17 protein-coding genes are annotated in these 17447 nt (G+C 65.7%); 9 read left to right on the top strand and 8 right to left on the bottom strand.

Annotated elements, in window-relative coordinates:
• Nucleotides 1–14 precede the first annotated feature (14 nt).
• Nucleotides 15–179, top strand: a complete 165-nt coding sequence (locus tag RSO01_RS50315; protein WP_170303140.1) for a putative HlyD family type I secretion protein — start codon at nt 15–17, stop codon at nt 177–179.
• A gap of 98 nt (nt 180–277) precedes the next feature.
• Here RSO01_RS50315 and RSO01_RS17110 read toward each other — a convergent pair whose 3' ends face one another.
• Together RSO01_RS17110 and RSO01_RS17105 are read right to left on the bottom strand one after the other, a co-directional pair.
• Entirely contained in the window at nt 278–3409 is a 3132-nt protein-coding gene (locus RSO01_RS17110; protein ID WP_170303139.1) for an efflux RND transporter permease subunit, read from the bottom strand.
• Nucleotides 3406–4587 carry an efflux RND transporter periplasmic adaptor subunit gene (locus RSO01_RS17105; RefSeq protein ID WP_147150332.1) on the bottom strand — a complete coding sequence of 394 codons (1182 nt, stop codon included), beginning with the start codon at nt 4585–4587 and terminating at the stop codon, nt 3406–3408. The genes RSO01_RS17110 and RSO01_RS17105 overlap by 4 nt, the downstream gene beginning before the upstream one ends.
• A gap of 63 nt (nt 4588–4650) precedes the next feature.
• Between RSO01_RS17105 and RSO01_RS17100 the strand changes: the two genes are divergently transcribed.
• The 3 genes from RSO01_RS17100 (at nt 4651) to rutA (RSO01_RS17090) (ending at nt 7227) form a co-directional block, all read left to right on the top strand.
• Nucleotides 4651–4977, top strand: a complete 327-nt coding sequence (locus RSO01_RS17100; RefSeq protein WP_147150331.1) for an NIPSNAP family protein — start codon at nt 4651–4653, stop codon at nt 4975–4977.
• Nucleotides 4978–5051: 74 nt separating this feature from the next.
• Nucleotides 5052–6134: a pyrimidine utilization protein A gene (gene rutA, locus RSO01_RS17095; protein ID WP_147150330.1), complete on the top strand. Its 1083-nt coding sequence runs from the start codon at nt 5052–5054 to the stop codon at nt 6132–6134.
• A gap of 10 nt (nt 6135–6144) precedes the next feature.
• The gene (gene rutA, locus RSO01_RS17090; RefSeq protein ID WP_147150329.1) at nt 6145–7227 is read left to right on the top strand and encodes a pyrimidine utilization protein A; all 1083 of its coding nucleotides are present in this window, start codon (nt 6145–6147) and stop codon (nt 7225–7227) included.
• Between the two features lie 76 nt (nt 7228–7303).
• Here rutA (RSO01_RS17090) and RSO01_RS17085 read toward each other — a convergent pair whose 3' ends face one another.
• The 5 genes from RSO01_RS17085 to RSO01_RS17065 are packed head-to-tail and all read right to left on the bottom strand — an operon-like array spanning nt 7304 to nt 12244.
• Nucleotides 7304–7975, bottom strand: coding sequence for an isochorismatase family protein (locus RSO01_RS17085; RefSeq protein ID WP_147150328.1), 672 nt, complete (start codon nt 7973–7975; stop codon nt 7304–7306).
• Between the two features lie 8 nt (nt 7976–7983).
• Nucleotides 7984–9156 (bottom strand): ABC transporter ATP-binding protein, encoded by a 1173-nt coding sequence (locus RSO01_RS17080; RefSeq protein WP_147150327.1) that lies wholly within the window; start codon nt 9154–9156, stop codon nt 7984–7986.
• A gap of 4 nt (nt 9157–9160) precedes the next feature.
• Nucleotides 9161–9997 (bottom strand): ABC transporter permease, encoded by an 837-nt coding sequence (locus RSO01_RS17075; RefSeq protein WP_147150326.1) that lies wholly within the window; start codon nt 9995–9997, stop codon nt 9161–9163.
• Nucleotides 9998–10001: 4 nt separating this feature from the next.
• Nucleotides 10002–10925, bottom strand: a complete 924-nt coding sequence (locus RSO01_RS17070; RefSeq protein WP_147150325.1) for an ABC transporter permease — start codon at nt 10923–10925, stop codon at nt 10002–10004.
• Between the two features lie 14 nt (nt 10926–10939).
• On the bottom strand, nt 10940–12244 hold the full coding sequence (locus RSO01_RS17065; protein WP_147150324.1) for an ABC transporter substrate-binding protein: 1305 nt from the start codon (nt 12242–12244) through the stop codon (nt 10940–10942).
• A 262-nt stretch (nt 12245–12506) separates the two neighbouring features.
• On the opposite strand from RSO01_RS17065, the gene rutA (RSO01_RS17060) reads away from it, so the two are divergent.
• The 5 genes from rutA (RSO01_RS17060) to RSO01_RS17040 are packed head-to-tail and all read left to right on the top strand — an operon-like array spanning nt 12507 to nt 16930.
• Entirely contained in the window at nt 12507–13598 is a 1092-nt protein-coding gene (gene rutA, locus RSO01_RS17060; RefSeq protein ID WP_147150323.1) for a pyrimidine utilization protein A, read from the top strand.
• A complete protein-coding gene (rutB, locus tag RSO01_RS17055) occupies nt 13595–14341 on the top strand; it encodes a pyrimidine utilization protein B (protein WP_147150322.1) in 747 nt (248 codons plus the stop codon). The genes rutA (RSO01_RS17060) and rutB overlap by 4 nt, the downstream gene beginning before the upstream one ends.
• Complete coding sequence (gene rutC, locus RSO01_RS17050; protein WP_147150321.1) at nt 14341–14727, top strand: pyrimidine utilization protein C; 387 nt, start codon at nt 14341–14343, stop codon at nt 14725–14727. The genes rutB and rutC overlap by 1 nt, the downstream gene beginning before the upstream one ends.
• On the top strand, nt 14724–15557 hold the full coding sequence (rutD, locus tag RSO01_RS17045; protein ID WP_246158499.1) for a pyrimidine utilization protein D: 834 nt from the start codon (nt 14724–14726) through the stop codon (nt 15555–15557). Before rutC ends, rutD begins: the two co-directional genes overlap by 4 nt.
• The gene (locus RSO01_RS17040) at nt 15497–16930 is read left to right on the top strand and encodes an FAD/NAD(P)-binding protein (RefSeq protein WP_147150320.1); all 1434 of its coding nucleotides are present in this window, start codon (nt 15497–15499) and stop codon (nt 16928–16930) included. Before rutD ends, RSO01_RS17040 begins: the two co-directional genes overlap by 61 nt.
• Here RSO01_RS17040 and RSO01_RS17035 read toward each other — a convergent pair.
• Nucleotides 16917–17345, bottom strand: coding sequence for a cupin domain-containing protein (locus RSO01_RS17035; RefSeq protein ID WP_147150319.1), 429 nt, complete (start codon nt 17343–17345; stop codon nt 16917–16919). The two genes, RSO01_RS17040 and RSO01_RS17035, sit on opposite strands and share 14 nt — an antisense overlap.
• Nucleotides 17346–17447: the final 102 nt, after the last annotated feature.

Raw genomic sequence — 17447 nt, 5'->3', positions numbered from 1 at the left:
AGGCCTTCTACGCCGTGCGCATCCGTATCTCCGACAAGGAGCTGGCGCGCCTGGAGGGCCTGCAGCCGATGGCCGGCATGCCGGTCGAGGTCTTCATCAAGACCTCACCGCGCACGGTGGTGTCGTATCTGACGAAGCCGCTCCGCGAGCAGCTCGATCGGGCGTTCCGCGGGCGGTAACCGCCTCACCCTGAGGAGCGCCCGCAGGGCGCGTCTCGAAGGGTGGGCCTCAGACGAGGTGCGTGTTCACATCCTTCGAGACGGCGCTTCGCGCCTCCTCAGGATGAGGTTGTGCCTGATCTGGCATCGCCGCCCTGCCCCTTCTTCCTTCGCGTCAGCAGCCTGAAGAACAGCGGCACGAACAGGATGGCGACGAACGTCGCGGCCAGCATGCCGCCGATCACGCCGGTGCCGATCGAATGGCGGCTGGCCGAGCCCGCGCCGGTGCTGATGGCGAGCGGCAGCACGCCCAGGATGAAGGCGAGCGAGGTCATGATGATCGGCCGGAAGCGCAGTCGGGCGGCCTCAATGGCGGCGTCGTAGACCGACCGCCCCTGGCGATGGCGCTGCGAGGCGAACTCGACGATCAGGATGGCGTTCTTGGCGGCGAGCCCGATCAGCGTCACCAGGCCGATCTGGAAATAGACGTCGTTGTCGAGGCCGCGCAGCCAGATCGCCAGCAGCGCGCCCAGCACGGCGAAGGGCACGGCGGTCAGCACGGCAAGCGGCAGAGACCAGCGCTCGTACTGCGCCGCCAGGATCAGGAACACCATGATGAGGCCAAAGGCGAAGCCCAGCTGGCCCGAACCACGCGTCGCCAGTTCCTGGTAGGCCGAGCCGATCCAGCCGATGGTGAAATCATTCGAAACCGTCTTGGCGACGACGTCCTGCATGGCGGCGATCGCCTGGCCCGACGAATAGCCCGGCGCCGGGCCGCCCAGGATCTTGGCCGCCGGGAAGATGTTGAAGCGGTCGACTGTGTCGGGCCCGAGGATGCGCGTGAAGGTCACCAGCTCGTTCAATGGCACCATGGCGCCGGTGTCGGCGCGCACGAAGACATGGCGCAGATCGTCGGGCGATTCGCGGAAGTCGGCTTCGGACGACAGGCTGACGCGATAGGTGCGGCCGTACAGCGAGAAGTCGTTGACGTAGAGGCTGCCGAACGAGCTCTGCATGGTTTCGAAGATGACGTTGATCGGGATGCCGAGCGCGCGCGCCTTGTCGCGATCGACGTCGGTGCGGTACTGCGGCACCGCCGCCGTAAAGGTCGTCTGCACGCCGCGCAGCTCGGGCCGCTGGTTGGCCGCAGCCACCACCTTGTTGGTCGCCTCGCCAAGGGCGCTCAGGGAGCCGCCGGATCGGTCCTGCAGGAAGAATTCGAAGCCGCCGGTGACGCTGATGCCGATGATCGGCGGCGGGTTGAAGCCGATGACGATGCCGTCCTTGAAGTTGGCGTTGATGGCCGACAGCGCCGGCGCGATGTTGCGCGCATCCTCCTTGGGATCGGTGCGCTGCGACCAGTCCTTCAGGGTGACGAAAGAGATGCCGGAGTTGGTCTTCAACGCGCGCGACAGGAGGTCGAAGCCCGAGAAGGTGACGACATGGGCCACCGCCGGGTTCTTCATCAGCGCCGCCGTCGCCTCCTTGGTGACCTCGCGCGTGCGCGAGATGGAGGCAGCGGGCGGCAGCACCGTCACCATGAAGACGTAGCCCTGGTCCTCGGCCGGCACCAGGCTACCCGGGATGCGCTGGAACAGGGCGAACACCGCAGCCAGCACGAGCACGAAGCCTATGCAGCCCAGCACGGTCCGGCGCAGCAAAAAGCCTACGCCGCCGGTGTAACGCGCCGTCAGCCAGGCAAAAAAGCGGTTGAACCAGGCGAACGGCCGCCATGGCGGCCCGTGCGCGGGCTTCAGCAGCAGCGCCGCCAGCGCCGGCGTCAAGGTCAGGGCCACGATGCCCGAGATCACCACCGAGACGGCGATGGTGACGGCGAACTGCCGGTAGAGCTCGCCCGCCAGGCCGCCCAGGAACGACACCGGGATGAACACCGCGCACAGCACCAGGACGATGGCGATGACCGGGCCGGTCACCTCCTGCATGGCCTGGATGGCGGCCTCGCGCGGGCCCTTGCCCTCGGTCGACATGATGCGCTCGACGTTCTCCAGCACCACGATGGCGTCGTCGACGACGATGCCGATCGCCAGCACCAGGCCAAACAGCGTCAGGAGGTTGATCGAGAAGCCCAGCACGTACATGCCGGCGAAGGTGCCGATGATCGACACCGGGATGGCGATGACCGGGATGATCATCGCCCGCACGCTCTGCAGGAACAGGAACACCACCAGCACGACGAGCGCGATCGCCTCGGCGAAGGTGATGGCGACCTCCTCGATCGAGACCTCGACGAACCGCGTGGTGTCGAAGGGGATGTCGTAACGCAGGCCGACCGGGAAGCGCTTGGAGATCTGCTCCATGGTCTCCTTCACGGAGGCCGCCACCTGGATGGCGTTGGCGCCGGGTTGCAGGTAGACCGCGATCGGCACTGCCTGCGAGCCGTTGAAGGTGCCGGAGAAGCCATAGAGCAAGGCGCCCAGCTCGACGCGCGCCACGTCCTTGAGTCGGAGCGCCCCGCCATTCTCCTCCGAGCGGATGATGATCTCCTCGAACTGCGTGCGATCGACCAGGCGCGGCGGGGTGGTCACCGAGTAGGTGAAGACCTGCGGCCGGTTCATCGGCTCCTCGCCGAAGCGGCCGGCGGCGAACTGCTGGTTCTGCTCGCGCACCACGGCGGCGACGTCGGCGGGTGTCAGGTTGTACTGGGCGAGCTTGTCGGGCCGGAGCCAGATGCGCATCGAATAGTCGGAGGCGCCGAACAGGGCGGCATCGCCGACGCCCGACAGGCGGCGCAGCTCGTCGAGCACGTTCACCAGCGCGTAGTTGCTGATGTAGATCGTGTCGTAGCGGTCCCCCGGCGACGACATGGTGATGACCTGCAGGATCGCGGTCGAGCGCTTCTGCACCACCACGCCCTGGCGGCTGACCTCGCCGGGCAGCAGCGGCAGGGCGCGCTGGACACGATTGTTGACGTTGATGGCGTTCTGGTCGGGATTGGTGCCGATCTCGAAGGTGACGGTCAGGCTCATGGTCCCTGAGCCGGTCGAGGTCGACTGCATGTAGATCATGCGCTCGACGCCGTTGATCTGCTGCTCGAGCGGGGCGGCGACGGTAGCGGCGACGGTCTCGGCGGTTGCGCCGGGATAGGTCGCCGAGACGATGACCTCGGGCGGCACAATCTGCGGGTACTGCGAGATCGGCAGCACGCGCATCGCCACCAGGCCGGCCAGCACGATCACGATCGACAGCACGGATGCGAAGACCGGCCGGTCGATGAAGAATTTCGAGATCATTGCTTGCCGGCCCCGGCGGGCGGCCCCTCAGCGGGCGGCTTATAGGGCGCCGGGTTGACGACGTTGCCTGGCCGGACGCGGATCACGCCGTCGACCACGATGCGGTCGCCCGCCGCCAGGCCCTTGCGCACGATGTAGCCGTCGGGCAACTCGCGGTAGATACGGATCTGCCGGGCGCGCGCCACGTTGTCCTTCTCGATGAGATAGACGAACGGTCCGAGCGGGCCCTGGGAGACGGCCATCTTCGGCACCACGATGGCGTTGGGCATGACGATGCCGGTCATCTTCACGCGCACGAACTGGCCGGGCAGCAGCGCGCCGTCGCGGTTGGGAAAGATGGCGCGCGTCAGGATGGTGCCGGTGCGCGCATCGACGGTACGCGAGCGCGTATCGACCGTGCCGGTATGCGGGTAGACGGCGCCGTCGCCGAACTGCAGCTCGACCTTGACGTTCTTGGAATCGAATAGCTCCTCGGGCGACTTGTCGATCTCCTGCAGCTGACGCAGCTCGCCGTCGGTGAAGGTGAAGTTGACGTAGGCCGGGTCGAGCTGGGTGATGGTGGTGAGCAGCGTCTGCTGTGCCTGGATCAGCGTGCCTTCGGCCGGCGACACCAGGCTGGTCGGCCCCTTCACGGGCGCCTTGATGGTGGTGAATTCGATGTTGAGCTTGGCCGTCAACACGTCGGCCTCGGTCGACAGCACGGCCGCGCGTGCCTGATCGCGGCCGGCGACCGCGTCCTCGTAAGCTTTTTGCGTGGCGACCTTTTGCGCCGCCAAGCCCTCCTGGCGTTTGAAATTCTCCTCGGCCTGGATCAGCGTCGCCCGGGCTTGGGCCGCCTGGGCGTTGGCGCGGGCGAGCGCCGCTTCATAGGTGCGCGGGTCGATGCGGAACAGGACCTGGCCGACATCGACGACAGCGCCTTCCTGGTACTCGCGCTTGAGCAGTACGCCGCTCACCTGGGCGCGGATCTCGACGACGCGGAAACCCGCGACGCGGCCGGAGAAGTCGAGCGGCAGGGGAACGTCGGCCGCCGTCACCTCGACGACGCCGACCTGCGGCGGCGGCGGCGCCGTGGCAGCCGGCGCAGGCTTGGGCCGGTTCCACCAGAAGACCGCGACAGCCACGATCGCGGCGACGACGGCGATCGCAACAACGCGCCCCGTCCAACGCGCTATCATTGACTCATTCCCTTCCCTGTCGCCCGGCCTTACTTTCCCCCTTTCAACCGAGGGGGATCCGCCGTGGCATTATACGAACTCAGAACATACACGCTTTACGTCGGCAAGATGGCCGAAGCCGTCAAACTGTACCAGCAGTTCGGCTTTCCGGCGCTGCAGAAGGGCGGCCACGACAAGCACCTGATCGGCTATTTCCAGGGCGATACCGGGACGATCAACCAGCTCGTCCACCTGTGGAAGTTCGAGGACGACGCCGACCGGCGGAAGCACTGGGCGGCCGTATTCGCCAATACCGACTTCACCGAAGGCTTTGCCGCGAAGTTCCGACCTCTGGTAATGACTCAGGAAGTGAAGCTGCTGCACGCTGCACCCTGGGGACCTCACCCCTAGTGCAACCCGGTCCGGGCTGATGGCACGGGGCTTGCAGCTGCGCACCGAGCACCGTGTTGTCAGAGGAGTCTTCGATGGATATCGGCGTCTTCATTCCGATTGGGAATAACGGCTGGCTGATCTCAGCCAACTCGCCGCAGTACATGCCGACCTTCGAACTCAACAAGCAGATCGTCCTGAAAGCCGAGCACTACGGGCTGGATTTTGCCCTGTCCATGATCAAGCTGCGCGGCTTCGGCGGCCAGACCGAGTTCTGGGACCACAACCTCGAATCTTTCACTTTGATGGCAGGATTGGCCGCCGTCACCAAGAGCATCCAGCTCTATGCCTCGGTCGCGGTGCTCACCATCCCGCCCGCCATCGTGGCGCGCATGGCGTCCACCATCGATTCGATCTCGGGCGGCCGGTTCGGCGTCAACATCGTCTCCGGCTGGGCCAAGATGGAATACGAGCAGATGGGCCTGTGGCCGGGCGAGGCGCACTTCGCCAAGCGCTACGACTACAGCACCGAGTATGTGACGGTCCTGCGCGAGCTGTGGGAGACCGGAACCTCGAACTTCAAGGGCCAGTACTTCCAGATGGAGGACTGCAAGCTCTCGCCGCGCCCGCAGGCCGAGATGAAGATCGTCTGCGCCGGCCAGAGCCCGCGCGGCATGGAGTTCGGCGCGACCTACGGCAACTACAACTTCACCTTGGGCAAGGGCGTCAACACGCCGACCGCCCATGCGCCGACCAACGAGGCGATGGCCGCGGCCGCCGCCAAGACCGGCCGCGACGTCGGCAACTACGTGCTGATGATGGTGATCGCCGACGAGACCGACGACGCGGCCATGGCCAAGTGGAAGCATTACAACGAGGGTGCCGACATGGGCGCGCTCGCCTGGATGGCGGGTGAGGCCAATGCCGATCCCAACGCCTCCGACGACGGCACGGCCAAGCGCATCTCCGCCCCCGAAGGCGCTATCAACTTCAACATGGGCACGCTGGTCGGCTCCTACGCCTCGGTGGCGCGCATGCTCGACGAATGCGCCACGGTGCCGGCCACCAAGGGCATCATGCTGACCTTCGACGACTTCCTGATCGGCATGGAGCAGTTCGGCGAACGCATCCAGCCGCTGATGAAGAGCCGGGCCGCCAAACTCCAGCAGGTCGCGTAGGACGGCGCCGATGGATATCGGCGTCTTCATTCCCATCGGCAACAATGGCTGGCTGATCTCGACCAGCTCGCCGCAGTACAAGCCGACCTTCGAGCTCAACAAGCAGATCGTGCAGCGGGCCGAGCACTACGGCTTCGACTTCGCGCTTTCGATGATCAAGCTGCGTGGCTTCGGCGGGAAGAGCGAGTTCTGGGACCATAATCTCGAGTCCTTCACGCTGATGGCGGGCCTCGCCGCCGTCACCCAGCGCATCCAGCTCTATGCTTCGGTGGCCGTGCTCACGATCCCGCCGGCCATCGTGGCGCGCATGACCTCGACCATCGATTCGATCTCGGGCGGGCGCTTTGGCGTCAACATCGTCTCGGGCTGGGCCAAGGCGGAATACGACCAGATGGGCCTGTGGCCAGGCGAGGAGCACTACAACAAGCGCTACGACTACAGCACCGAGTACGTCACCATCCTGCGCGAGCTCTGGGAGACCGGCACGTCCAGCTTCAAGGGCGAGTACTTCCAGATGGAGGATTGCAAACTCTCACCCACGCCGCAGGTCTACGTGAAGGTCGTGTGTGCGGGGCAGAGCCCGCGCGGCATCGAGTTCGGCGCGGGCTATGGCGATTACAATTTCGTGGCGGCCAAGGGCATCAACACCCCGACGGCGCACGCGGCGACCAACCTCGCGATGGCCGAAGCCACCGCCAAGACCGGCCGCGACGTCGGCAACTACGTGCTGTTCATGGTGATCGCCGACGAAACCGACTCGGCGGCCGAGGCCAAGTGGCGCCACTACAACGAGGGGGCCGACGTCGACGCGATGGGCTGGCTGGCGGGTCAGGCCAACGCCGATGCCAATGCGGCTGCCACGAGCACGGCGCGCCAGATGGCCGCCCCTACCGGCGCGGTCAACTTCAACATGGGCACGCTCGTGGGCTCCTACGCCTCGGTGGCGCGCATGCTCGACGAGGTCGCCACGGTGCCGGCCACCAAGGGCATCATGCTGGTGTTCGACGACTTCCTGATCGGCCTGGAGCAGTTTGGCCAGCGGATTCAGCCGCTGATGAAGAGCCGCGCGGCGAAGCTGCAGGCGGTGGCTTAGTCTTGGGAGCGCGGGCCTCCGGCCCGCTCAGACGCGCACGTGAATGCGCTCATGCGGGCCGGAGGTCCGCGCTCCCTTAGTTCGCCGGCGTGTACTGCTCCATGAAGGCCACGACCTCGGCCACCGGCAGGACGTCGGCGTATTTCAGCGCCATGTCATAGAGGTTGGCGAAATGCGGGCTCTCGTGGCGGTCGGAGACGCACTCCTCGGGCACGACCGTGCGGAAGCTGCGCGACAGGCTGTCGACCACGGTGGCGCGCACGCAGCCCGAGGTCGAGCCGCCGGTCACGATCACGGTGTCGACCCTGTGCCAGGTGAAGAGCGAGCCGAGGTTGGTCTCGAAGAAGGCTGAGGCCATGCGCTTGTTGATGACGATGTCGCCGTCCTCGATCGCGCAACGCTCGTCGATGGCAGCGCGGCGCGAGCCTTCCTTGATATTCTGCAGCGAATCGGGCGTGTCACTCCTGGTGCCCCAGACGCCACAATCCTCGCCTGTCGGCAGATAGGCAACGTAGGTCCAGATCACCGGACAGCCCTTGGCCCGGAACAGCCTGGCCAGCGCGTTGACATGCTCGATCTGCCGCGGATCGGTTTCGTAGGCCGTCGGGAACTCGTCCGGGCGCGTATAAGCGTTCTGCAGATCGACGTTGACCAGCGCAGGCTTGCGGCCAAAGCCGAAACGCCGGCGGCTGCGGTCGGCCTTGACGATCTCGTAGAGCTCGCGCGCCGACTTGCTCGAGGTTTCCATGCCCTATTCTAGCCCGCCGTCGCCATCGCCGTCCCAGCCGGCGCCCTCTCCTCTGCGATCGGTCCGTCCTCCAGCAGCTTGACGTCCGACGCCGACCAACGGGCGACGACGCGCTCGCCGATATCCAGCGGATGAGCGAAGAAATTCTCGTCAGCCACATGGGCCACGAACTCCTCGCTGTCGGCGAGGTCGAGCGTCACCTTCACGTACGAGCCCTGGTTCTCCAGCGTATGGACCTCGCCCACCACCGCATTCAGCCCGGTCGTGGGCTTGGCGCCGGGCGCGACCTTCTCGATGGCGACGCGGTCGCGCCGGATCGAGCCCCACAGCGGCGAGCCGCGCATCGGCCGCAGCTCGCCGACCGGGATGGCATAGCGCACGCCGTTCTTGCCGGCGACGGCGGCTACACCGTTCATGACGCTCTCGACCGAGCCCGACAGCACGTTCTGGCCGCCGACGAAGCGCGCGACATAGGCATTGCGCGGCGCCACGAAGATGTCGCGGGCGCTCGCTGCCTGCTCGATATGGCCCTGGGCCATCACCACCACCGTGTCGGCCACGGCGATGGCCTCGAGCTGGGTGTGGGTGACATGCACGAAGGTGATACCGAGCTCCTTCTGCACGCGCCGCAGCTCGCCGCGCATGCGCAGCCGCAGGTATTCGTCGAGCGCCGACAGCGGTTCGTCGAGGAGCAGTACGCGCGGATTGGTGATCAACGCGCGGGCGAGCGCCACGCGCTGCTGCTGGCCGCCCGAGAGCTGGGCCGGCAGACGGTCGGCGAACTTCTCGAGCTGCACCTTGGTCAGAAGCTCGCGCGCCTTGGCGTGACGGTCGGCCGTGCTGGCGCCGCGCATTTTTAGCGCAAAGGCCACGTTGTCGAGCACGCTGCGATGAGGGAAGAGCGCATAGCTCTGGAACATCATGGCGGTGCCGCGCTCGATCTGCGGCAGGCCGAGCACGGATTGGCCGCCGATGCGGATGTCGCCACTGGTCGGCTTCTCGTGCCCCGCGATCATGCGCAGGATCGTGGTCTTGCCGCAGCCCGAAGGGCCGAGCAGGCAGCAATAAGAACCGTGCGGGATGGTCAGGCTGAGATCCTTGACCGCCGTGGTCTCGCCGAAACGCTTGGTGACGCCGACGACCGCGACCTCGCCGCTTGCCGCGGACGCTGATGGGGCCATGTGCTTACTCCGTACGCATGCCGGCGGCGGCGCGCCGGCGTTGGACGATGGCGATCGAGCCCAGCGCCACGATGATGACGATGAACGACACGATCGTGGTCACGGCGCCGACAGCGTAGAGCGTCGGCGAGGTGACGTTGGTGGTCATCGCCCAGATCTCGAGCGGCAGGGTGTTCCTGGCCCCGGCCGCAAGCGCGGTGCGGGCGATCTCGTCGTAGGACAGGGTGAAACCGAACAGCGCCACGCCGATGATGCCGGGCAGCAGGATCGGCAGCGTGACCTCGCGCACCTTCTGCCAGTTGGTGGCGCCGAGGTCGGTCGCCGCCTCCTCGTACGACCGATTGAAGCGCCCCAGCACGGCGAACATGATCAGAAGCCCGAACGGCAGCGTCCAGGTGAGCTGGGCGCCGAGCCCCGTCGTGAACCATTCGGTCGGCAGGCCGAGCAGGCGGAAGGTGAGCGCGATGCCGAGGCCGACGAACAGGCCGGGCATGATCAGGCTCGCGATGGCGAGATAGAAGGCGAAGGCAGAGCCGCGGAAACGGCGGCGGAAGGCCAATCCGGCCAGCACCGACAGCACGACCGTGATCACGGCGACGATGGCCGCAAGACCGATCGAGCGCACGAACGACCCGGCGATGTCACCGACGCGCGTCTGCGACACCAAGGCGGAGAACCAATGCAGCGACACGCCGTTCAGCGGGAAGGTCATGCCTCCATTGGGGCCCTGGAACGACAGGATGTAGATCACGATCATCGGGCCGTAGAGGAACAGCACGAACAGCGTGAAGAAGGCGGCGAAGGCATAGAAGGTCCAAGGCCGGGTGTCGTCGCCGTGCATGCCCCTACCCCGCCAGTTCCTTGCGCACGTCGACCACGCGCAGGATGCCCGCCACCATCAGGGTGACGATGATCACCATGATCACCGCACTCGCCGCCGCCGGCGGGTATTGCAGCGCCGCGACCTCGTTCTGAAGGGCCGACACCACCGAGGCGCTCTGGCCGCCGCTCATGGTGCGCACGACGAAGGAATCGCCCATCACCAGGGTGACGACGAAGATCGAGCCCAGCGCAATGCCCGTGCGCGACAGCGGCCATACCACCTCGGCCACCACGCGGAAGCGGCCGGCGCCGGCGTCGCGCGCCGCCTCGAGCAGGCTCTTGTCGATGCGCGCCATAGAATTGAAGATCGGCACCACCATGAACAGGGTGAAGAGGTGCACATAGGCCACGATCACGGCGAAGTCGGAGAACAGCAGGAACTCCAGCGGCTGGCTGGTGATCCCCGCACCCTGCAGGGCCTGGTTGAAGATGCCGTTGCGGCCAAGGAACGGGATCCACGAGATCATGCGGATGATGTTCGAGGTCAGGAACGGCACGGTGCAAAGCAAGAACAGGCCGATCTGGAAAAGCAGCCCACGCACGTGGAAGACCAGGAAATAGGCAATGTTGAAGCCCAGCACCAAGGTCACGGCCCAGACGATGGCGGCGAACTTGAGCGAACTGGCATAGAGCCGGAGCGTCACCTCGGAGCGGAAGAGATCGATGTAATTGTCGAAGATGAAGGCCGGGATGATCTCGGTACGGCTGAAGTCGAAGAAGCTGACCGCCAGCACCACCAGCATGGGCAGGCCGAAGAACAGCAGCAGCACCACGACCAGCGGCGCGACCTGCAACCACGACGCGCGCTCGCCGGGATACTCGACGGCCTCAGGTTCGGCGCGGTCGGATGCCGCGAAGGCGTCCGCCGCCGGATTTACAATGGCCATGTCAGCCGTGACGATCAGGAGGAGACGAACTCGTTCCAGCGGCGCGTCAGGTAGCGGTCCTCGTCCATCACGGTGTTCCAGCAGGCAATGTTGCCCATGCGGTCCCAGATGGCGCCGCCGTCGCGCGTGCTGCCCTTCTTCTCCATCAGGGTGCCGTACGGGTCCTTGATGTCTACCGCGGCGGGCTTGCCGTCGTACCAGTAGTCCCATTCCTCGGGCGTGAGGAACTTCTTGGCCGTCGCCGGCACCGCCGAGTAGTAGCCCTGCTTGGCGATGAAGCCGCCCTGCCAGCCCGAGTTGAACCAGTTCATGTACTCGTAGGCGCAGTCGAGCTTCAGCCCGCTGAGATGAGCCATCGGCGCCAGGCCGACGAACCAACCGCGATAGCCCTCCTTCAGGGGCACGTAGTAGCAGTCGATGCCGCGTGACCGCACGGCAGTGACGGCGGGTGACCACATCGACTGCACAACGACCTCGCCCGAGGCCATCAGGTTCACCGACTGGTCGAAGGTGCTCCAGAAGGAGCGGAAATGGCCGCCCTTCTTGAGATCGATCATGATCTTGATGGTCTTGTCGATCTCGTCCTTGGTCATGTTGCCCTTGTCGGCGTACTTGAAGTCGCCGCGCGACTCGAGCGCCATGGCGACGTCCATCACGCCGACCGGCGCGTAATCGACCAGCGCCGTCTTGCCCTTGAACTTCGGGTCGAGCAGGTCCTTCCAGCTCGTAATCTTGTCGCGACCGCCGACCAGGTCGGGACGGATGCCGAGCGTATCGGCATTGTAGATGGTCGGGATCATGGTCAGGAACTCGGTCGGCTTGCCGGCGAGCTTCTTGGCGTCCTTGTCGGCGTAGAACATCGCCTCGATCGGCGCCAAGCCCTGCGTCGAGGCCATGGTCCCGTTGGGATACGCACCCTTGGTGAACAGCGGGACCGTCTCGCTCCACAGCTTGTATTTCGCCACCGGGATCGGCGCGATCGCGCCCTTGCCCAGCAGGTAGGGCAGCTTGGTGCTGTCGATGTTGTTGATGTCGATGGTCTGCGGCTGGGTCAGCGAGCGGTTGAGCTGCACGTCGTCGGTGATGGCCTGCATCACGATCTTGAAGCCGAGATCCTTGGTCGCCTGGTCGCCGATCTCCTTGATCGCCGCGTACGAGCCGCCGGCATGGACCAGGGTGACGTCCTTGGTATTCTGCGCCCAAACGGTGGGAAATCCGCCGACACCTTGTGTGGCGACGACGGCGCCGCCGGCGGCAGCGCCCTTGAGAAGAGTTCGACGGCTGAATTTGTTTTTGGGTTCAGAAGAGCTGCGGGTCATCTGTCACCTCTTTCGACGCCGATCACAGGCTGGGTCGCAAAATAAATCGCAAAAAACATGCCACGCGAGAATTGTTTGGCGATGGCGCTGCGATGGCGCGTGCGCTGATCCAAAGTTGAGCGATGTGGCGCTTCGACTGATCTTCCTTTGAGCAATCATTCTCTTCCGGACCGCGAGCCTCCGGCTCGCTCATGCTCATGAGCGCGCAAGATGCGCGCGGTCCGGAAGAGCATGACGGTCCGGGAATTGCACGTCGGCACCCATGGAAATCGGCGTCTTTATTCCCATCGGCAGCAACGGCTGGCTGATCTCGACGACCTCGCCTCAGTACAAGCCGAGCTTCGAGCTGAACAAGCAGACGACGCTCAATGCCGAGCGCTACGGGCTCGACTTCGTGCTGTCGATGATCAAGCTGCGCGGCTTCGGCGGCAAAAGCGAGTTCTGGGACCACAACCTCGATTCTTTCACTTTGATGGCAGGATTGGCCGCCGTCACCTCGCGCATCCGGCTCTATGCCACCGTGCCGACGCTCGCCGTGCCGCCGGCGATTGCAGCGCGTATGTGCTCGACCATCGATTCGATCTCCAACGGGCGGTTTGGCCTGAATGTCATCACCGGCTGGCAGCGCCCGGAGTATTCCCAGATGGGCCTGTGGCCAGGCGACGAATATTTCGCCCATCGCTACCGCTATGCCGCTGAATACGTGCAGATCCTGCGCGACCTCTGGACGACCGGTACGTCGGACCTCAAGGGCGAGTTCTTCACCATGAACGACTGTCGGCTGAGCCCTCGGCCGCAGGCGGATATGAAGGTCATCTGCGCCGGCCAGAGCGACGCCGGGCTCGAGTTCACTGCCAAGTATGCCGACTACAATTTCTGCTTCGCCAAGGGCATCAACACGCCGCTGGCCTGCGCCGATACCGTTGCGCGCATGCAGTCCTATGCAGATCAGACTGGCCGCAAGGTTGCGTCCTATGCCCTGACGATGGTGATCACCGGCGAGACCGACGCCGAGGCCGAGGCCAAGTGGGAGCTCTACAAGGAAGGCGCCGACCTCGAGGCGCTGGCCTGGCTGGTCGAGCAGGCCTCAGCCGACAAGAACCCGACCGGCGACAGCAACGTGCGCCACGCCATCGACCCCCGGTCGATGGTCAACATCAACATTGGCCTGATGCTGGGCTCCTATGCCAAGGTGGCAAATCTGCTGGACGAGATGGCGACCATTCCAGGACTCGCCGGGGCGTTGCTGACGTTCGACGAGTTCGTCACCGGCACCCAGGTGTTCGGCGAGCGAATCCAGCCGCTCATGAAGAGCCGCCGTCACGTCAATTCTCCCGCCATGGCCGCCGAATGACCCAACCCGTCAGCTACTTCCCACCCGACGATCCCGCCGCCCGCTACCTGCCGGCACGACCCGAGCCGATCATGATCCGGCCGGCGGAAACGGCGCTGATCATCGTCGATATGCAGAACGCCTACGCCTCGCCCGGCGGCTATCTCGACCATGCGGGCTTCGACGTCGCAGGCGCCGCCCCGGTCATCGAAAAGATCGCCGAGGCCACGGCCGCTGCGCGCGCCGCCGGCATGCCGGTGGTGTATTTCCAGAACGGCTGGGACCCCGACTATGTCGAGGCGGGCGGACCGGGCTCGCCCAACTGGCACAAATCCAACGCCTTCAAGACCATGCGCCGCAAGCCCGAGCTCTACGGCAAGCTCTTGGCCAAGGGCGGCTGGGACTACGCGCTGGTCGACGCCTTGCAGCCGCAGAAGGGCGACATCAAGGTCGCCAAGCCGCGCTACAGCGCCTTCTTCAATACCCAGCTCGACAGCCTCTTGCGCGCCCGCGGCATCCGCTCGCTGGTCTTCACCGGCGTCGCCACCAACGTCTGCGTCGAGTCGACCCTGCGCGACAGCTTCCACCTGGAATATTTCAGCGTCGTCCTGCACGATGCCACGCACCATGCCGGGCCCGCCTTCATCCAGGAGGCGACGCTGTACAACGTCGAGAAGTTCTTCGGCTGGGTGTCGTCGGTCGAGGAGTTCCGCAACGCCTTGGCCGCCAACATCAATCCGATGCTGACCAAGGAAAAGCCCTGATGCCGATGAAAGCCATCTTCCCTCCCGGTTCCGGCAAGACGCTGGCGCCCTACTCGCCCGGCGCGATGGCCGACGGCGTGGTCTATGTCGCAGGTACGCTGGCGCTCGACAAGGACACCAACGTCGTCCATGTGGGCGACGCCGCCAAGCAGACCGAATACGTGCTGGAGCAGATCAAGTCGGTGATCGAGACCGCCGGCGGCACCATGGCCGACGTCACCTTCAACCAGATCTTCATCACCGACTGGGCGAACTACGCCGCGGTGAACGCCGTCTATGCCAAGTACTTCCCCGGCGACAAGCCCGCGCGTTACTGCATCCAGTGCGGCCTGGTGAAGAAGGAAGCCCTGGTCGAGATCGCCACGACTGCTCACGTCGGCAAGTGACGCTGGCCTTTGACGTCCACGATGGTCCGCACCCCGACGCCGAGACCGTCATGCTGTCGTCGGGACTGGGTGGCACGGCCGGTTACTGGACGCCGCAGCTCGACGCGCTGAAGCAACGCTACCGCGTCGTCACCTATGACCAAGACGGTACAGGCCGCACCGGCGGCGATCTGCCGGAGGACTACAGCATCGCTGCCATGGCCGATGAGGCGCTCGCGGTGCTGGATGCCAGCGGGACGGCGGCGGCGCACTTCGTCGGCCATGCGCTGGGCGGGCTGGTGGGCCTCGCCCTGGCGCAGCGCCAGCCCGACCGCCTGCGCTCGCTGACGGTCGTCAACGGCTGGGCGGCGGCCAGCGCTCATACACGGCGCTGCTTCGACATGCGACTGCTGCTGCTGAAGCACGAAGGCGCTGCCGCCTACGTGCGCGCCCAGCCGATCTTCCTCTATCCGGCCGACTGGCTGGTTCGGAACGAAGCACAGGTCGCACGTGAGGAAGCACACGGCCTCTCGGGCTTCCAGGGCGAGCGCAACCTCAAGGCCCGCATCTCCGCCCTGCTCGCCTTCGATGCCCGGCCAACCCTCGGCACGCTCCGCCTGCCGACCTTGATCGCGGCTTCGCGCGACGACGTGCTGGTGCCCAGCGCCATGTCCGAGGAACTGGCTTCCGGCATCGAGGAGGCTCGCCTGCATGTTGCGCCGTGGGGCGCGCATGCGCTCAATGTCACCGAGCCTGCCGCGTTCAACACTCTCCTGCTGGACTTCCTGTCATGCCACAAAGCGACGGACTCCCCGCTCTCGAAGCACAGATCGCGCGCGACCTCGAGCTGACCGCCCACCCGCACGCCGAGTGGATGGTGCCGCGCCTGCACGGCGGCAAGCCCGCCCTCGACGTGCTGATCGTCGGCGCCGGCCAGTCGGGCATCGTCACCGCCTTCGGCCTGATGCGCGATCGCGTCAGCAACATCCTGGTCATCGACCGCGCGCCCGAGGGCAAGGAAGGCCCATGGACGACCTTCGCCCGCATGCCGACCCTGCGCAGTCCGAAGCTGCAGACCGGCCCTGACCTCGGCATCCCGAGCCTCACCTTCCAGGCCTGGTACGAAGCCCAGCATGGCGCCAAGGCCTTCGCTGACATGAACCTTATCCCAAGCGTCGACTGGCATGACTATCTCGCCTGGTACCGTCGCCTGCTGCGGATTCCGGTACGCAACGACGTCGCTGCCACTGCGATCAACCCAGGCCGGCTCGACGACGGTGGACCTTGCCTGCTGGTGACGCTCTCCACCGGCGAGGTGCTGGCGACGCGCAAGCTGGTCCTGGCGACCGGCCAGGACGGCACCGGTGAATGGTGGATGCCCGACTTCGTGCGCGCGCTCCCTGCCGACCGCCGCGCCCATACCTGCCAAACCGACATCGACTTCGCGCGGCTCAAGGGAAAGACCGTGGCGCTGCTGGGTGGCGGCGCCTCGGCCATGGACAATGCTGCGGTCGCGCTGGAGCACGGCGCAACCGTCGACCTCTTCTGCCGCCGCCAGCCGACCGGCGTGCAGCGCTACCGCTGGCTCACTTTCGCGGGTTTCCTGCGCCACATGAGCGACGTGCCGGACCTGTGGCGGTGGCGGATCATGGGCAACATCATGCGCGCCCGCGAAGGCTTTCCGCCCGACACCTACACGCGCGTCATGGCTTTTCCGGACGCCTTCACCATGCACACCGAGCGCGGCTGGACAGACGCGCGCATGGAGGGCGACCGCGTTCGCATCGAGACCTCGCGGGGTCCCTTCCACGCTGACTTCGTGATTTGCGGCACCGGAATCCGCCAGGATGTCCGGCTGCGGCCGGAACTCGCGCCCTTCGCCGACAAGATCGCGCTGTGGAGTGACCGTTTCACGCCGCCACCCGGCGAGGAGGACCCGCTGCTCGCGGCGCATCCCTACTTCGGGCCGAACTACGAGTTCCTCGAGAAGACTCCCGGCGAAGCGCCGTGGCTTGCCGATATCCATCACTTCGGCATCGGCTCGACGCTGAGCTTCGGCGTCTCGGGCAGCAGCATCAACGGCATGAACGCCGCCGTGCCGAAGCTGGTGGCCGGAATCACTCGCGGGCTGTTCACTGGCGACCTGCCGCGCCATTGGCAGTCGCTGCTCGCCTACGACACCAAGCTGCTCGAGCTCGACTGGAGCAAGATCAAGACGGGGTAGCGCTCACGACGGCACGGTCGGTATCATCGAGCGCCATCGCCATGCCGGCGCGGATCAACTCGGCCAAGCCCTCGTTGGGAACCATCACAGTCAGGCAATAGAGCTTGCCCGATCCCGCATTCTCGACGACGTGGTCCATGCCGGGCGGCAGCACCAGCGTGTCACCCTTCTCCATGTCGTAGGTCGCCCCGCCGCAGTGGGCGCGGCCGCTCCCTTCCAGCACGTAGAACATTTCGTGCGCCTGGTCGTGTTTGTGCAACGGCGTCTTGCCGCCCGGCTCGAAGATCTCGACGACCGACAGGAACGGCGCCTTGTCGGTCACCGGATCGACCGTCATCACGAACTTGTTGGTGTCGGCGGGCGAGATGCGCGAGACGCGGCAGTCGCGCGCCCGGCGGAACAGTGGCTGGTCCATGTTCCGGATTGAGCAACAGTTGGACCGGTTCGACAAGCGCTCCGGGGTGGCAAAATGCGGCTGCCGGTGGCACGCTCTCTGCATACTGTTTCACCAACTCCA

It is taken from the genome of Reyranella soli, assembly GCF_007992495.1.
In the GTDB taxonomy this organism is placed as follows: Bacteria; Pseudomonadota; Alphaproteobacteria; order Reyranellales; family Reyranellaceae; genus Reyranella; species Reyranella soli.
The sequence above is the reverse complement of the archived record's forward strand: the minus strand, read 5'-3'. Positions and strand labels throughout refer to the sequence as shown.

Excerpts from the sequence above, each read along its gene's own strand:
- RSO01_RS17110 (WP_170303139.1), bottom strand. The coding sequence starts at position 3,409 with ATGATCTCGAAATTCTTCATCGACCGGCCGGTCTTCGCATCCGTGCTG.
- RSO01_RS17105 (WP_147150332.1), bottom strand. The coding sequence starts at position 4,587 with ATGATAGCGCGTTGGACGGGGCGCGTTGTTGCGATCGCCGTCGTCGCC.
- rutA (WP_147150330.1), top strand. The coding sequence starts at position 5,052 with ATGGATATCGGCGTCTTCATTCCGATTGGGAATAACGGCTGGCTGATC.
- rutA (WP_147150329.1), top strand. The coding sequence starts at position 6,145 with ATGGATATCGGCGTCTTCATTCCCATCGGCAACAATGGCTGGCTGATC.
- RSO01_RS17085 (WP_147150328.1), bottom strand. The coding sequence starts at position 7,975 with ATGGAAACCTCGAGCAAGTCGGCGCGCGAGCTCTACGAGATCGTCAAG.
- RSO01_RS17080 (WP_147150327.1), bottom strand. The coding sequence starts at position 9,156 with ATGGCCCCATCAGCGTCCGCGGCAAGCGGCGAGGTCGCGGTCGTCGGC.
- RSO01_RS17075 (WP_147150326.1), bottom strand. The coding sequence starts at position 9,997 with ATGCACGGCGACGACACCCGGCCTTGGACCTTCTATGCCTTCGCCGCC.
- RSO01_RS17070 (WP_147150325.1), bottom strand. The coding sequence starts at position 10,925 with ATGGCCATTGTAAATCCGGCGGCGGACGCCTTCGCGGCATCCGACCGC.
- RSO01_RS17065 (WP_147150324.1), bottom strand. The coding sequence starts at position 12,244 with ATGACCCGCAGCTCTTCTGAACCCAAAAACAAATTCAGCCGTCGAACT.
- rutA (WP_147150323.1), top strand. The coding sequence starts at position 12,507 with ATGGAAATCGGCGTCTTTATTCCCATCGGCAGCAACGGCTGGCTGATC.
- rutB (WP_147150322.1), top strand. The coding sequence starts at position 13,595 with ATGACCCAACCCGTCAGCTACTTCCCACCCGACGATCCCGCCGCCCGC.
- rutC (WP_147150321.1), top strand. The coding sequence starts at position 14,341 with ATGCCGATGAAAGCCATCTTCCCTCCCGGTTCCGGCAAGACGCTGGCG.
- RSO01_RS17040 (WP_147150320.1), top strand. The coding sequence starts at position 15,497 with ATGCCACAAAGCGACGGACTCCCCGCTCTCGAAGCACAGATCGCGCGC.
- RSO01_RS17035 (WP_147150319.1), bottom strand. The coding sequence starts at position 17,345 with ATGGACCAGCCACTGTTCCGCCGGGCGCGCGACTGCCGCGTCTCGCGC.